Origin of the sequence: Roseibium aestuarii, assembly GCF_008477545.1 — a bacterium.
Taxonomy (GTDB): domain Bacteria; phylum Pseudomonadota; class Alphaproteobacteria; order Rhizobiales; family Stappiaceae; genus Roseibium; species Roseibium aestuarii.
This window is the reverse complement of sequence record NZ_VORA01000002.1, coordinates 324,202-339,649: the sequence shown is the minus strand read 5'-3', so window position 1 is coordinate 339,649 and position 15,448 is coordinate 324,202. Positions and strand designations below refer to the sequence as shown.

Sequence of the window (15,448 nt, the reverse complement as noted above, 5' to 3'; positions counted from 1 at the left end):
AGGGGAAATCGGTGGTCGGAGGTCGAATGACCGGCACGCGGTCTGGATTTCGGTAACCTGACCGTGTTTCCCTTGGCGCGACACCCAGACAGACAGGATCCGGCCATGACCGAGCGAAACGAGACCCCAACAGCGCCGCAGGGCGAGACGCAGGCTTTCCTGCAGCGCGCCATTCTGGCGGGACAGGGGCGTGAGCCTGCCGATCTGGTGCTGAAGAACCTGAGGGTGTTCAACGTTTTCGATGGAAGCCTTGAAGCGGCGGACGTGGCCATTCTGGGCGACCGAATTGTCGGGGTCGGCGAGGGATATGCGGGAGCCGAGGAGCTGGACGGAGCAGGTCGGGTCGCCGTTCCAGGCTTCATCGACACCCATCTTCATGTCGAATCATCTCTGGTCACGCCCTTCGAGTTCGACCGCTGCGTCCTGCCCCACGGGGTGACCACGGCGATCTGCGATCCGCACGAGATCGCCAATGTGCTCGGCGTCGAGGGCTTGCGGTATTTCCTCGATGCCTCACTGCGCACCTTGATGGACCTGCGCATCAATCTCTCCTCCTGCGTTCCGGCCACCGCCTTCGAGACGGCGGGCGCCTGTCTGGAGATCGACGATCTTCTGCCCTTGCGCGATCATCCCAAGGTCATCGGCCTGGCGGAGTTCATGAACTTCCCCGGGGTGCTGGGGTGTGATCCCAAGGTTCTCGACAAGCTCGCCGCCTTCCAGGACGGGCATATCGATGGTCATGCGCCGCTGCTGGGCGGGCGCGGACTGAATGGCTATCTGGCGGCGGGTATTCGCACCGATCACGAGGCGACGACGGTCGAGGAAGCGCGCGAAAAGCTGTCGCGCGGCATGCACATCCTGATCCGGGAGGGGTCTGTCTCCAAGGATCTGGAGGCGCTGGCGCCGCTGCTCACTCCGGACGTGTCCGCCTTCGTCGCCCTTTGCACCGATGACCGCAATCCGCTCGACATCGCGGAGGAAGGCCATCTGGACAGCATGATCCGGCGGCTGATCGCCAAGGGCATTCGCCCGCTCGATGTCTATCGCGCGGCGAGCTGGTCGGCGGCCAATGCCTTCGGCCTCAAGGATCGCGGGCTGATCGCGCCTGGTCGCCGGGCCGATATCGTGCTGCTCGATGATTTCATGGATTGCCGGGTGGCCGAGGTGATCAGCGGTGGCCGTGTGGTGAGCGATGACCTCTTTGCGGCGCGCGAGCCGCTCGCCCCGGTCGGGCTGAACAGTGTCCATGCGGATCCGGTGACGCCATCGTCCTTCGATGTTCCGGCAACCAATGCTCCGGCGCGGGTGATCGGCGTGGTGCCCGGGCGCATCATCACCGAGGATCTGTCGGCGACCCTGCCGGTGCGCGAGGGTCTTGCCGGGATCGACGTGGAGCGCGACTTCCTGAAGGTGGCCGTGGTGGAGCGGCACAAGCGGACCGGTCATGTGGGCAAGGGCTTTGTCTCCGGCTTCGGCCTGAAGGAGGGGGCCATTGCGTCCTCCGTCGGGCATGACAGCCACAATATCTGCGTTGTGGGGGCCGACGAGGTGGCCATGGCGGCTGCCGTCAATCGGGTGATTGCCCTCAAGGGTGGCTTCGTGGTGACACGGGGCGAAAAGGTTCTCTCCGAGCTGGCCCTGCCGCTGGCGGGGCTGATGAGCCTTCAGCCCTTCGAGGAAGTGCGTCATCGTCTGGAGGATCTGCGTGCGGCGGCCGTGTCTCTGGGTTGCGTTCTTCCGGAGCCCTTCCTTCAGGTGGCGTTCCTGCCGCTTCCGGTCATTCCCCATCTGAAGATCACGGATTTCGGACTGTTTGACGTGAACCAATTCCAGTTGGTGGGAACCTGAGGGGTGCCAAAACGCCCATGCGGAAGTCTCGCGGACCGCTCATCTCGTCCACAGGACGTCGCGTCATCGCTGCGCTGCACCATAAAAAAACGGCAGGTTTCCCTTACGTTGCAGGTTGACGTTTAGGGAACCGTGTGGCCATTTCGGGAGGACAAGGCCTCGCTTTTCAGGAGAGGCCGACCTGCTCTCTGGCGCCGATTGCGCGGTGGATTCATCCATTGTGCGGGGAGGCGGGCGTCGGACGGAGCAGGGGAGGAGACGCTACGCTGGAGGACCAGATGACTGGTGCGCAGGAGTGGTGCGCCGCCTTTAAGGCGCGCCGTGTTCACGAATACCTTGAAGACACCGTCAAGACGTTCGGCGATCGGCCGGCTGCCGATTTCATGGGCCGGGTCTGGTCCTACAAGGACTATGGTGATGCCGTAAACCGGGTTGCCGCGGGCCTGCAGGGGCTGGGTGTCAAGCCGGGCGTCAATGTGGGCCTCTGCCTGCCCAATACGCCCTATTACACGATCTTCTATTTCGCGATCCTCAAGATCGGCGGCACGGTCGTGAACTTCAACCCGCTCTATGTGGAGCGCGAGATTGCCTTCCAGGCGCGTGATGCGGATGTGCGCATCATGGTGACCATGGATCTCAAGATCATCTACGACAAGGTCGAGGCGGTGCGCCAGGAGAAGGTGCTCGACAAGATCATCGTCTGCCCGATGGCCGAGATCCTGCCTTTCCCCAAGAACCTGCTGTTCAAGCTCTTCAAGGGCAAGGACGTGGCCAAGGTGCCGCAGGATGGCGCCCATCTGCGTTATGGCGATCTGCTGAGCGCCGGTTCCGCGCCGAAGCCGGTCGAGTTCGATCCGGCCAAGACCGTCGCCGTGCTCCAGTATACCGGCGGGACCACCGGGGTGCCGAAGGGCGCCATGCTGTCCCACGCCAATCTCTCGGCCAACATCGAGCAGATGGTCGAGATCTTCTCCGACAGCCACCCGGGCAAGGAGAAGATGATGTGCGTGCTGCCCTTCTTCCATGTCTTCGCCATGACCGTGAGCCAGAACCTGGCCGTGGCGCTGGGCGCGGAAATGGTGCTGCAGCCCCGGTTCGAGATCGAGACCCTGCTGAAGGACGTGAAGCGCAAGCGCGTCACCCTGTTCCCGGGCGTGCCGACCCTCTTCACCGCCATCAACAATTCGCCGCTGACGGCGAAGTATGACCTGAGCAGCATCGCCGTCTGCCTGTCCGGCGGTGCGCCGCTGCCGGTCGAGGTGAAAGCTGCCTTCGAGAAGCTGACCGGCTGCATTCTCGTGGAGGGCTACGGCCTGACCGAAGCCTCTCCGGTCTGCTCGGTCAATCCGCTGGACGGCACCACCGTCGCAGGCTCCATCGGCCGTCTCGTGCCGGGCACCCAGGCCCAGTTCCGGGCGCTTGAAGATCGCGACAGCCAGGTCACTGCCGGCGAGAAGGGCGAGCTGTGCCTCAAGGGCCCGCAGGTCATGATGGGCTACTGGAAGCGTCCGGACGACACGGCCGGCACCATCGATGCGGACGGGTTCCTGCACACGGGCGACGTGGGCTACATCGACGAGGCCGGGTTCATCTATCTGGTGGACCGGATCAAGGACCTCATCATCTGCTCGGGTTACAACGTCTACCCGCGCATGATCGAAGAGGCGATCTACCAGCATCCGGCGGTCGAGGAAGCCATCGTGATCGCCGTGCCCGATACCTATCGCGGTCAGTCGCCCAAGGCCTTCGTCAAGCTGAAGGCGGACATGAGCCTGACCGGTGACGAGCTCAAGACCTTCCTCAAGGATCACCTGAGCGCCATCGAGATGCCGCGGGAATACGAGTTCCGCGACAGCCTGCCCAAGACCATGGTCGGCAAGCTCTCCAAGAAGGAGCTGGTGGAAGAAGAAGCGCGCAAGCGCGAGGCCGCGGGCACCGCAGCCTGATCCTCCTCTCCTGCATGAGACTGAGCGGGCCCGGTGAAGAACCGGGCCCGTTCGCGTTTGAAAGGCCCGAGCCGACGCGTTGAGGCGCTGGATACGCGGGGGCAGATGCTTGATTTTGACGTGGTTTGGATCTACCGACGGTCTGAGGACAAGAGGGGCCCCTGATGGACGACGACCTGCCGCGCTACCTGACGACGCGAGAATTTGCCGATCTGATCCGCGTCAAGGAGCGCAAGGTCTATGACCTCGTTGCCTCGGGCGACGTGCCCCACAGCCGGGCCACCGGCAAGCTGCTCTTCCCCCGTGACGCGGTCCTGGCCTGGATCGAGCGCAGCAGCGATGCGCAGCTGCTCGACGGCGAAGCACCTGCGGTGATGCTCGGCTCTCACGATCCCCTGCTTGAATGGGCCATTCGCGAGAGCCGGTGCGGGCTGGCCTGCCTCTTCGACGGATCCCTTGACGGCCTGTCGCGCTTTGCCCGCCACGAGGGGGTCGCGGCCGGTCTGCATGTGCCTAATGAGGATGGTTCGGGCTGGAACACGGACCGGGTGTCCTCGGCTTTCGGCTATCGGCCTGTCGTATTGATGCAGTGGGCCCAGCGGTCGCGCGGGCTGGTGCTCGCCAGCGGCAATCCGGCCGGGGTCCGCGATGTGGCGGGCCTGCGCGGCTTGCGGGTGGTGCGGCGCCAGGACAGCGCCGGCAGTCATATTCTCTTCCTCGCCGCCTTGCGCGATGCGGGGCTGGAGCCCCACGACGTGATCATGGACGGGCCGATGATGCGCGACGAGCGGGAGGCGGCCCAGGCGGTCTTCACCGGCGAGGCGGATGCGGCCTTCGGGCTGGAGATGGCGGCGCGCCAGAGCCGTCTCGATTTCGTGCCCGTCTGCCGGGAGCGGTTCGACATCGTCATCTCGCGGCGGGATTTCTTCGAACCGGCCTTCCAGACCCTGCTTGCCTTCACCCGCACGCCCGCCTTCCACGACAAGGCGCAGGCGCTCGGAGGCTATGACGTGACCGGCCTCGGCACGGTGCATTTCAACGGCGCCTGAGACCCTCAGGTGTTGTAGCCGCGCCCTTCGGCGGCGCGTGCCAGCTGACGGCCGCGGATCGCCTCGCGCCGCACGGTGTAGAGGGCGGCGAGAATGATGACGCCGGCACCGATCAGCGTGGTCACGCTCGGCCATTGCCCGAAGATCAGGAAGCCGAAGGCCGTCGCATAGATTAGCCGGGAATAGTCGAGGGATGCGATTGCCGTGGCCTCACCGGCCCGGAAGGCGCGGATGTTGCTCATCTGCCCGGCCCAGGACGCGAAGCCGACGGCCAGCAGCAGGCCCCATTCCTCAAGGGTGGGTGGCACCCAGGTGTAAAGCGCCGGGCCAATCATGATCAGACCGACGCCCACCGCCTGATAGGTGAGGATCGTGGTCGGGCTGTCGGTGCGGGTGAGGATGCGGATGATGATCATCACCATGCCGGCCGCCGCTGCCCCGATGATCGCGAGCAGGGCATAGGGATCGACCAGGAAGGCTCCACCCGGCTTCAGCATCAGCAGCACGCCAAGGAAGCCGAGGATCGTTGCGCCCCAACGGTGCGCGCCCACGGTCTCTCCCAGGAAGAAGATGGCAAAGATTGTCACGAAGAAGGTCTTGGAGAAGCCCAGGGCCGTGGCGTCGGCCAGCGGCAGGTGGATGACGGCCGTGAAGCCGCAGAGCATGGCGATGGTGGCACAGGCGACGCGCGCGGCCTGAAGGGCCGGGTGACGCGTGACGAGGGACCCGGGCAGGCCGCGCAGGATCTTGGGCGCCACGATCAGCGCCATGATGCACTGGCGCACCAGCAGGATCTGGAAGACGCTGAGATCGCTGCCGAGCAGCTTGATCAGCGTCGACATGATCATGAAGAAGAAGGCCGCCTGCAGGATCCACAAGGCGCCACGGGTGTTGGCCGGCAGCGCGGTGAGTATCCGTCTTGCCCGGTGGGGCAGGGAGCGGATCGGGCCAGGCTTGCCGGGATGGGGTGCGTCGGGATTGGGCGCGTCGGGACTGGGCATGGCGGGGGTCCGGGACTGGCGCGCCGTGCAACCGAAACGGCCGACGCAAGAGGAGGGGTCTCGATCCTTACACCGTTCGGCGTCTCGCGCCAAATCGCGTCGAGGGGACGGGCGGGGCGGCGCAGGCGGTGGTGCGTGCCCTGTGGGCAGCTTGTGCGCAATCTTTGTTTCCCTTGGGGAATATCTGTGTATGTCGGGTGGATAAAATCGTGCAATTCTCGAGATCAAGATCCCGCAAGTGTTTCTCCCTGAAGTGTTATTGCGATGCGGTATTTTTCGCTGAACTTGCATTTTCCCCAGGGGCACCAAAGATTGAAGGCCTCACGGGGAGGATTGTTGCATGTGTCAGATCTTTGCGGGGCAGGATCCCGCCGATTACGAACCTGAAACCCGTCGCCTGCGTCTCAACGGACTGAGTACCTCCATCCGGCTGGAGCGGTCCTTCTGGCGGATTCTCGACCGGATTGCCGCCGTTCAGGGGCTCAGCACCCCGGCCTTCGTGTCCCGTCTGCATGCGGAGGTGCTGGAGGGGCGCGGAGAGGCGCGCAACTTCACCAGCCTGCTGCGCTGTGCCTGTCTGATCGGCATGCAGCTGGAGGCCGACGACGATCTGCACGGGCCCGCAGTGCAGCACAGGGCGCTCGACAAGGGGCTGGGGCTGCGGTCGCTCCAGGGCCGCGCACCTTCGTCCTGATGGTCGCCTCGGGATGGTCGTCGCCTCGTCTTCGGGGCGCAGGGTGTCGGGGAAAAGGCCTGTAGTAGAAAGATACTACCACGGTGGTTTCGACAGGTGCGACCATCCTGCAAGGTCCGGTGCATGAGGAGGATGCGCCGGTCCGACCGGGAGGTCTTCCCATCCGATCGTGCCCTGGGCGCATCGGCACATGTCTTTCTGGCAGGGTCTGTCCTGCCGGAATGCGGGTGCCGGGCGCTTCTGCCGCGAGCGGGTGGGAATAGGGGGCCCGGTGCCCGGGCGAGAGCGGCCATGGCCGGTCGTGGCTCGCAGCGGTTGGCGGACCGGCCGGGGCTTCATTCGGTCCGCGCAAGATCCTTCCGGCGCCGGAGGGATCCACATGGGAGGACATCATGAAATATCTTCTGCTTGCAGGCATCAGCGCCCTTGTTGCCATGGGCGCGCCCCTCGATCAGGCCCGGGCCCAGGCCCCGGTGCCGGACAATCTGGAAAAGCTGTCGAACTTCCAGTCCACGGGCACGAATGAATTCACCTTCATCGAGCAAACGGGTGACTATGCGGATGGGGTGAAGAAGAACCTCGAGCGCATCAAGCTTCCCGCCGGCTTCAAGATCGGCCTCTATGCGCTTGTTCCGGATGCGCGGCACATGGCCGTCGGCCCGCAGGGCATCGTGACCTTCGTGGGCACGCGAAAGGACAAGGTCTGGTCCGTGACCGACCGCAACAAGGACCGCGTCGCCGACGAGGTGAAGGACTTCGCGCCCTCGTTGAAGTTCTCGATCCCCAATGGTCCCTGCTTCTCCAAGGACGGCTTCCTCTATATCGCCGAGCAGAACCGGGTGCTGGTCTACCCGGCTGCCGAGTTCTTCTACGAAAGCCCGGATGTGGCCGCCTTCAACGTGCTGAAGCAGGGGGACCTGATCCCCGCATCGGAAGAGAGCTACAACCACACTGCCCGCGTCTGCCGGATCGGACCGGATGGAAAGCTCTACATTTCGCTCGGGCAGCCCTTCAACGTAGCGCCGGCCGACAAGCTGGAACTCTACAAGAAGGAAGGCATCGGCGGGATCATCCGCGTCAACACCGATGGCACCGGCCGCGAGGTCTATACCTACGGCATCCGCAACTCGGTCGGTCATGACTTCGACCCGAAGACCGGCGATCTCTGGTTCACCGACAATCAGGTCGACGGCATGGGCGACGACATTCCCCCGGGCGAGCTGAACCACCAGACGGCGGCCGGCCAGCATTTCGGTCATCCGTGGTATGGCGGCGGAGACATCCGCACCAACGAATACAAGGACCAGGAAGTCCCGGTGGATGTGGTCATGCCGGCCGTGGAAATGACGGCCCATGCGGCGGATCTGGGCATGTCCTTCTATCGGGGCAGCTCCTTCCCGGCCAAGTATCACAATGCGATCTTCTCCGCCCAGCATGGGTCCTGGAACCGCACCACGCCCGTGGGCGCGCGGGTGATGGTGACCTATGTGGCGGAAGATGGCACGGCCACGAGCGAACCCTTCGCGGAAGGCTGGATCGACGAGAACGGCGAGTATCTCGGCCGTCCGGTCGACATTGCCGAGCTGCGTGACGGCTCCATTCTCGTGTCCGACGATCTGGCCGGTGCGATCTATCGCATCTGGTATGAGGGCAATTGATGACAGGATCGAGAGATCTCGCGCCGGGCAGGTTCGCGCCTGCCCGGCGTCTTCTGGGCACCTGGCTTCTTGCCCTGGTGGCGCTGGGCGCGGCAGGCTCGGGCCTTGCGCAGGCCGATGAGCCTGCAGGCGATCCGGCGGAAGGGCGCAAGGTGGCCGGCACCTGCCGCACGTGTCACGGGCTTGAAGGCTATGCCAAGATCCCGATCGCGCCCCATATCGGCGGGGAACCGGCGGCCTATATCGAACATCAGCTCGACGCGTTTCGCGCAGGCACGCGCACCCATGAGATGATGAGCGTGGTGGCGGCGGGCTTGAGCGACAAGCAGATTGCCGACGTGGCGGCGTGGTATGCGTCCCAGTCGACGCAGGTGGCCCTGCCGGCCGGCAAGAGCGAGGATGATGCGCCCGAACTCTGTGTCGCCTGTCACGGAGCGGAGGGCTTGTCCCAGCTCCCGGATGCGCCCAATCTGGCGGGGGAAACGGTGATGTACATCGACACCCAGCTCAAGGCCTTCCGGTCGGGCAAGCGTACCCACGAGATCATGACGGAGATCGCGGCCGACCTGAAGGACGAGGAGATCCGCACGCTGGCCGAATGGTATGCCAACGTGAAGCTGACCATCCCGCCGGTGCGGTGACGCCAAGGGGGCGCCGCGCCGCAGGCAAGAGGAGAAGCTGCCCATGACCGTGAGCGATCTGACGGCCTTTCTCGGCTGGTGCAGTCTCGTGAATTACGGGCTGCTGCTGGTCTCGACCGTGATATTGGTCGCCTTCGGCGGGCCGGTCCGCCGCCTGCACCGCCTGTTCTTTGACCTGGGCGATCGGGATCTGACGGTGATTTACGTTCAGTCGCTCGCCTTCTTCAAGGTGCTGGTGATCGTCTTCAACGTGGTGCCCTTCCTGGTGCTGTATTTCGCCTTCTGAGGGCGGGTGCCGTTCGGAATGCCCGGGCATCGAGGCGCCGCCTGGCGGGCCGGGGTTGCGGCCGTTTCAGCGGGTGCGAAACAACTTCTCCGTCCGGCAGTCTAGCGGCGAGGGGGATCTTGCGTCTAAGATCCGAGTCAAGGATCGGTCCGCGCGGCCGTCCGCCCCCTCCATGTGTCAGGCTTGCCCACCCAAGGATCTCCACTCATGAACCAGATGGCTCCCAAGAAATTCGGGATCGGTGCTCCCTTGCGCCGGAAGGAAGACGCCAAGCTGATCCGGGGGGAGGGGATCTACACCGACGATCATGTGCCGGAAGGATGCCTGCGCGCCTTCGTGCTGCGCTCGGCCATGGCCCATGCGCGGATTGCCCTGTCGGGTGTCGATGCGGCGCGGTCGGCTGCGGGCGTGCATCTCGTCCTGACGGCGGCCGAGATCGCCGACCTCAAGCCCATGCCGACCCGCGCCGTGCTGCCGCAGAAGAACGGCGAGAAGCATGCGGTGCCCCGGCACGAGGTGCTGTGCTCGGACACGGTCCGTTTCGTCGGGGACGCCATCGCCTTCATCGTGGCCGATACCCTGGAGCAGGCGCAGGAAGCCGCCGACCTGATCGAGGTCGACTATGATCCGCTGCCGGTCGTGATCGGCATGGAGGCGGCCCTGGCCGAAGGTGCGCCGCTGATCTGGCCGGCGTTCGGCTCCAACGTGGCCTTCGTGCTCGGTCAGGGGGATGATGCGGGTTGCGAGGCTGCGTTTGCCAAGGCAGAGCGGGTCGTTGCCATCGACGTGGAAAACAACCGGCTTGTGGCGAACTACATGGAGCCGCGAGGCTGCGTGGCGGAGTTCGACGCTGCAACGGGGCGCCTGACCCTGACCGCCGGCACCCAGGGCGGGCACGGCATGCGCACCGTGATCTGCGAGCATATTCTCGGCATTCCGGAAGAGCGCCTGCGCATCGTCACGCCCGAAGTGGGCGGCGGCTTCGGCACCAAGATGTTCACCTATCGTGAGTATCCGCTGTCGCTGATCGCGGCGGAGCGTCTGGGGCGGCCGGTGAAATGGATCGGCGAGCGCATGGAGCATTTCGTCACCGATGCCCATGGCCGCGACAACCTCACCCATGCGGAGCTGGCGCTGGATGGGCAGGGCAAGTTCCTGGCGCTGAAGGTGGATCTGAAGGCCTCCATGGGTGCCTACCTGCACCAGTTCGCGCCGTTCATTCCCTTCGTCGGCACTTCCATGTCGACCGGGCTCTACGATATTCCTGCGCTTTCGGCGACGATCACCGGGGTCTATGAGAACAAGGTGCCGACCGACGCCTATCGCGGGGCCGGGCGCCCGGAGGCCGCCTATCTGATCGAGCGGCTGGTGGACAAGGCGGGCGAGGAGACCGGTCTCGGTCCGGTGGAAATCCGCAAGCGGAACTTCATCCTTCAGGACCAGTTGCCCTACACCACACCGACGGGCCGGATGTATGACACCGGCGACTACACGGGCCATCTGGACAAGGCGCTGGAAGAGATCGACTACGCCGGCTTTGCGGTGCGTCAGGCGAACAGCGCCTCCAAGGGGCGCTTCCGGGGTATCGGCATTTCCAGCTATATCGAGTGCTGCGCCTTCCCGGGCGGTGAGGAAGCCACCGTCGAGCTCAACGAGAATGGCAGCGTCACCCTGCTGATCGGCACCCAGACGAACGGTCAGGGCCATGCCACGGCCTATTCCCAGGTGGTTGCCGAACAGCTCGGCCTCGATCTGGAGCAGGTCGAGGTGATCCAGGGCGACACGGACCGGGTGCGCAAGGGCGGCGGCACGGGCGGCTCGCGCTCCATTCCGCTCGGGCTTCCCTCGGTGGATCAGGCCAGCCAGTCGCTCGTGCGCAAGATCAAGGAAATGGCGGCCGAGGAACTTGAGACGGGCCCGGAGGATCTGGAGCTGGTTGACGGTCAGGTCCGCATCGTCGGCACGGACCGGCAGATTTCGCTTGCGGACGTGGCCGCACGGGCGCCCGAGCGCCTGATGGCGCGCGAGGAGGTGAAGCAGGCGGAGGCCACCTATCCGAACGGCACCCATGTGGCCGAGGTGGAGATCGACCCGGAAACCGGTGAGGTCAGCATCGAAGCCTATGTGATCGTGGATGATTTCGGCGTCACGGTGAACCCGCTGCTGCTGCGCGGGCAGGTGGAGGGCGGAACGGCCCAGGCGATCTCCCAGGCCCTGTTCGAGCGGACGGTCTATGACGAGGAAGGTCAGCTTCTGACCGCCTCCCTGCTCGACTATCAGCTGGCACGGGCAGCCGATCTTCCCGCCTTCTCCTTCCAGACCCGCAATGTGCCGTCCACCACCAACGCGCTCGGGATCAAGGGCGCAGGCGAGGCCGGGACCATCGGCGGCTGCGCCTCGATCATGAATGCGGTGCGCATGGCCCTGAAGGACGGGGCAGGCGTCGAGCAGATCGACATGCCGGCGACACCCTTCCGGGTCTGGCAGGCCATCCAGCAGGCGCGCGCCGGTCAGTGACCGGCGCGGCACTTGCGTGACGCCAGAATGGACCGGGGAGAGGCGTCGTCCTCTCCCGGCCACGGCTCCCGGACATGTGGGGCGAAAAGCCCGTAAAATGCCGGTGCCGAGGGTTTACGCTTCCTTCACCAAGAACGCGATTTTGTGTAATTTTACGTATGTTTGCGAAGGTTTCTTGAAGTCTATCCCTTACAGTCTTGCGTAAAGCTATGAGTGTCAGGACAAGGGGCAGAGTGCATTCCGGTCCGACGGACGGATTCCTTGCATGATTTCAGTACTTTCCTGCGTTCTGACTGACCATGACCTGACCTTCGTACTCATGGCGGCGCTGGTCTGCGCCAGTGGGGCCTTGCTGACCGCGAACCTCTTTTCGCGCCTGCGCGCGAGTGTCGGCACGCGCCGTTTCCTCTGGCTGTTCCTGGTTGCGCTCGTTGGCGGGGCGACCGTGTGGACGACGCATTTTGCCGCGATGCTCGGCTATGTGGTGCCCTTCGCGCGCACCTTCGAGCCCACTCTGACCCTCATCTCGCTTGCCACCGTGATCGGCACGACCTTGTTCGGGTTCGGACTTGCGGGTTTCAACAGCAGCCGCAGCTTCATCGGCTTCGGCGGTCTGGTCTTCGGCTTCGGCGCCGGACTGATGCATTACATCGGCATGGCGGCGTTCCAGATGCCGGCGCTCCTGTCCTGGGACCAGGGTTTCGTCATGGCGTCGCTGGCGCTGGGCGGCGGCTTCGGGGCTCTGGCGACCCTGGCCGGAGCGCGGCTGCGCGGACGCAAGGCGATTGCTGCGAGCTGCCTTCTGATGGTTGCGGGCATCGTCAGCCTGCATTTCACCGGAATGGCCGGTTTGACCATCATCCCGTTCCGCGGCCTTGCGGTTCCGGAGCAGACTGTCTCTGACGCGGTGATGCTGTTCTTCGTCGTGGGTGTCACGGCGGTGATCCTGGCCTCGGTGGGGGCAGCCTTCCTGATCGACAGCCAGGGCATGGAGGAGGCCAGTGCCACCTACAAGCACATGGCGCTCCACGACCCGCTGACGGGGATTGCGAACCGGCTGCAGCTGCGCGAGAGGCTGGCGAATGCGCTGCGAAGCCTCGACACCGCGTCGGGAACGGTTGCCGTGGTGGCGATCAATCTCAACCGCTTCAAGGACATCAACGATCTGCACGGGCATGCCTCCGGCGACATGGTGCTGCGGGAAATTGCCAAGCGCCTCGCAGGTACTCTCGGCGCAGGGGAATCCATCGCGCGCGTGGGCGGCGACGAGTTCGTCGCGCTGAAGACCGGCATTCGCAGCACCGCCGATCTCAAGGACTTTGCCGCACGGCTGAAGATGGAAATCTCCCGGCCCATCGCCTGGGACCACACACGCCTGACGCTGGGGTGCAGTCTTGGGGCGGCTCTGGCTCCGGATCACGGCCGGGACGTGGAAGAGCTTCTCGTGCGCGCCAACCTCGCCGTTGATGCCGCCCGCAAGAACGCCCGGCGCACCATCACGATCTTCACCTCCGACATGGAGGAAGCCTCCCGGCAGCGGGCGGCGATCGCCATCGACCTGCGCGGTGCGGTGCAGAACGGCGAGCTGGAGCTCTTCTTCCAGCCCCAGAACGATGCGCGCACCCGGTCGCTGTGCGGCTTCGAGGCGCTCGTGCGCTGGCGGCACCCGCAGCACGGGCTGATTTCCCCTGTCGACTTCATTCCTGTGGCCGAGGAGACCGGCCAGATCCTGGAGATCGGCCGCTGGGTGCTGGAAACGGCCTGCACCACCGCTGCGGGCTGGCCGGAGCGGTTCAAGGTGGCGGTCAACGTGTCGGCCTTCCAGCTGGCGCAGGATACCCTGCCACTGCAGGTGGCCACGGCGCTCTCCAAGTCCGGCCTGAAGCCGGAGCGTCTGGAAATCGAGATTACCGAAAGCGGCGTGATCACCGATCAGGAACATGCCCTGAAGATTGTCCTCGCCCTGAAGGAGCTTGGCGTCTCCGTGGCCATGGACGATTTCGGCACGGGCTATTCATCTCTGTCCACGCTTCAGAGCTTCCCCTTCGACAAGATCAAGATTGACCGGGAGTTCGTGAAGAGCCTGACGGTGAGCCCCCAGTCCGCGGCCATCGTGCGCTCAACCATCCTGCTGGGGGCCAGTCTCGGCATTCCGGTGCTTGCGGAAGGGGTGGAAACCGAGGAGCAACTTGGCTTCCTGCAGCTGGAAGGCTGCAAGTCGGTGCAGGGCTATCTCTTCGGGGAGCCCTTGCCCGAGCGCCGTGCCGCCAAGATGATCGAGGCGGCGCTGGAAAGCGACGACCTGTCCGAGGACGAGAGCGGGGCCCTGGCGGTCGGTGCCGGTGCCCTTGTCATCCCCATGCGCGCTTGATTTCGGGCAGGAATGGCTTGACGGAAGAATCGGCTCGGCCTAACCCTTGATTCATCAGGCGAGCTTATTGTTTCCTTGCCTTATCCTCACGATTCGTCCGGTTTTCCGCCGGATCGACCGTGAGGCGAGGGCTCCGGTGGTGCTTGCCGCCTCCTTTTCGTGCCGTGCCGGCCCGCTTCTCTGGGCCTGCGCTTGCGCTGTTTCGTTCCTGCCTCCGGGGTGATCCGTGCCGATGCCGGGTGCCCTGACATCCTTGGTCTGACCGTGCGGGTCCACAGGGTCGACGCCCCGCACCCTCGGTTCTTGAAGCGTCGTCCCTTCCGGATTTCCTCCATGCAGCCCGCTGGCGCTCCCGACCCGCACGCTCCCCCTCCATCCGCCCCCGGAGCCGGGGAGGCCAGCAAAAGGGATGTCGTCGCAGTCGCCGGTCTCACCCGCCATGCACCGCTGCTGGGCATCAGCCTGAAGCTCGCCTCGACCCTCGTCTTCTCGGTGATGGTGGTGGCGCTCAAGGTGACGGCCGAGACGGTGCCGGTCGGCGAGATCGTCTTTGCCCGCAACTTCTTCGGCATGTGGCCTGTGCTGATCATGGTGGCCCTGCGGGGCGAGCTGATGCAGGCCTTCCGCACGCGCAATGTCATGGGTCATCTGGGGCGGTCCCTGGTGGGGGTGACGGCGATGGTGTTTTCCTTCACTGCCTTTGCCCTGCTGCCCTTGCCCGATGCGACGGCCATCGGCTTTGCCACCCCGCTTCTGGTGGTGGTGTTGGCCTGGGCGGTGCTGGGAGAAGTGGTTCGCGTCTATCGCTGGAGCGCCGTCATCGTCGGGTTCCTCGGCATCGTGATTATTCTCTCGCCCCATCTGGGTCGGGGCGACTTCACGGGAGCGGAGGCGCTGGGCGCCGTCTGCGCAGCCATGTCTGCGCTCTTTGCCGCCATGGCCATGATCTTCGTGCGCAAACTCTGCGAGAGCGAGCGCACCTCGACCATCGTCACCTGGTTCTCCGGATCCGCGACCGTGCTCGCCCTTCTCACCATTCCCGCCGGATGGATCTGGCCGTCGCAGGCGTGGATCCTTCCGGACGGGACCACGGGTCTGCTTCTCGTCCTCGTCGGGCTCTCGGGCGGCGTGGGGCAGATCCTGCTGACCCAGAGCTATCGCTATGCGGATGCCTCGACGATCGCGCCCTTCGACTATCTCAACATGCTCTGGGCTATCCTCTTCGGCTGGTTCCTTTTTGCCGAGGTGCCGGTGGCCGAAGTGGTGATCGGGGCGCTTGTCGTGATCGCAGCCGGGATCTTCGTGATTTACCGCGAACACCGTCTTGGCCTTGACCGCACCCGCAATCGCCGCGCCTCGACCCCGTCCAAGGCCTGACCTGCCTCAGGCACCAGGCGAGCGTTCAAACGAAGAGAGCCGCCGGCAGGGAGCCGCCGG

General features: G+C 64.9%; 11 protein-coding genes. 10 read left to right on the top strand and 1 reads right to left on the bottom strand.

The window, feature by feature from the left end; translation table 11 throughout:
• The first annotated feature begins 105 nt into the window (after nt 1–105).
• The 3 genes from ade to FR728_RS10120 all read left to right on the top strand — a co-directional run bounded on the left by ade (nt 106) and on the right by FR728_RS10120 (nt 4,843).
• A complete protein-coding gene (gene ade, locus FR728_RS10130) occupies nt 106–1,848 on the top strand; it encodes an adenine deaminase (RefSeq protein WP_149892562.1) in 1,743 nt (580 codons plus the stop codon).
• Between the two features lie 278 nt (nt 1,849–2,126).
• Nucleotides 2,127–3,794 carry a long-chain-fatty-acid--CoA ligase gene (locus tag FR728_RS10125; RefSeq protein ID WP_149892561.1) on the top strand — a complete coding sequence of 556 codons (1,668 nt, stop codon included), beginning with the start codon at nt 2,127–2,129 and terminating at the stop codon, nt 3,792–3,794.
• A 164-nt stretch (nt 3,795–3,958) separates the two neighbouring features.
• On the top strand, nt 3,959–4,843 hold the full coding sequence (locus FR728_RS10120; RefSeq protein ID WP_149892560.1) for a helix-turn-helix transcriptional regulator: 885 nt from the start codon (nt 3,959–3,961) through the stop codon (nt 4,841–4,843).
• 5 nt (nt 4,844–4,848) lie between these two features.
• On the opposite strand, the gene FR728_RS10115 is transcribed toward FR728_RS10120, so the two are convergent.
• Nucleotides 4,849–5,844 carry a DMT family transporter gene (locus FR728_RS10115; protein ID WP_149892558.1) on the bottom strand — a complete coding sequence of 332 codons (996 nt, stop codon included), beginning with the start codon at nt 5,842–5,844 and terminating at the stop codon, nt 4,849–4,851.
• 340 nt (nt 5,845–6,184) lie between these two features.
• Here FR728_RS10115 and FR728_RS10110 point away from each other — a divergent pair, with 340 nt between their 5' ends.
• The 7 genes from FR728_RS10110 to FR728_RS10080 all read left to right on the top strand — a co-directional run bounded on the left by FR728_RS10110 (nt 6,185) and on the right by FR728_RS10080 (nt 15,388).
• The gene (locus tag FR728_RS10110; protein WP_208998761.1) at nt 6,185–6,538 is read left to right on the top strand and encodes a ribbon-helix-helix domain-containing protein; all 354 of its coding nucleotides are present in this window, start codon (nt 6,185–6,187) and stop codon (nt 6,536–6,538) included.
• Nucleotides 6,539–6,930: 392 nt separating this feature from the next.
• The gene (locus FR728_RS10105) at nt 6,931–8,196 is read left to right on the top strand and encodes a PQQ-dependent sugar dehydrogenase (RefSeq protein WP_149892557.1); all 1,266 of its coding nucleotides are present in this window, start codon (nt 6,931–6,933) and stop codon (nt 8,194–8,196) included.
• Nucleotides 8,196–8,837 (top strand): c-type cytochrome, encoded by a 642-nt coding sequence (locus FR728_RS10100; protein WP_149892556.1) that lies wholly within the window; start codon nt 8,196–8,198, stop codon nt 8,835–8,837. Before FR728_RS10105 ends, FR728_RS10100 begins: the two co-directional genes overlap by 1 nt.
• A 43-nt stretch (nt 8,838–8,880) precedes the next feature.
• On the top strand, nt 8,881–9,123 hold the full coding sequence (locus tag FR728_RS10095; protein WP_149892554.1) for a DUF6868 family protein: 243 nt from the start codon (nt 8,881–8,883) through the stop codon (nt 9,121–9,123).
• A gap of 207 nt (nt 9,124–9,330) precedes the next feature.
• Nucleotides 9,331–11,640, top strand: a complete 2,310-nt coding sequence (locus FR728_RS10090) for a xanthine dehydrogenase family protein molybdopterin-binding subunit (protein WP_149892553.1) — start codon at nt 9,331–9,333, stop codon at nt 11,638–11,640.
• A 265-nt stretch (nt 11,641–11,905) separates the two neighbouring features.
• A complete protein-coding gene (locus FR728_RS10085) occupies nt 11,906–14,011 on the top strand; it encodes a putative bifunctional diguanylate cyclase/phosphodiesterase (protein WP_244304531.1) in 2,106 nt (701 codons plus the stop codon).
• A 333-nt stretch (nt 14,012–14,344) separates the two neighbouring features.
• Nucleotides 14,345–15,388 (top strand): DMT family transporter, encoded by a 1,044-nt coding sequence (locus tag FR728_RS10080; RefSeq protein ID WP_149892551.1) that lies wholly within the window; start codon nt 14,345–14,347, stop codon nt 15,386–15,388.
• Nucleotides 15,389–15,448: the final 60 nt, after the last annotated feature.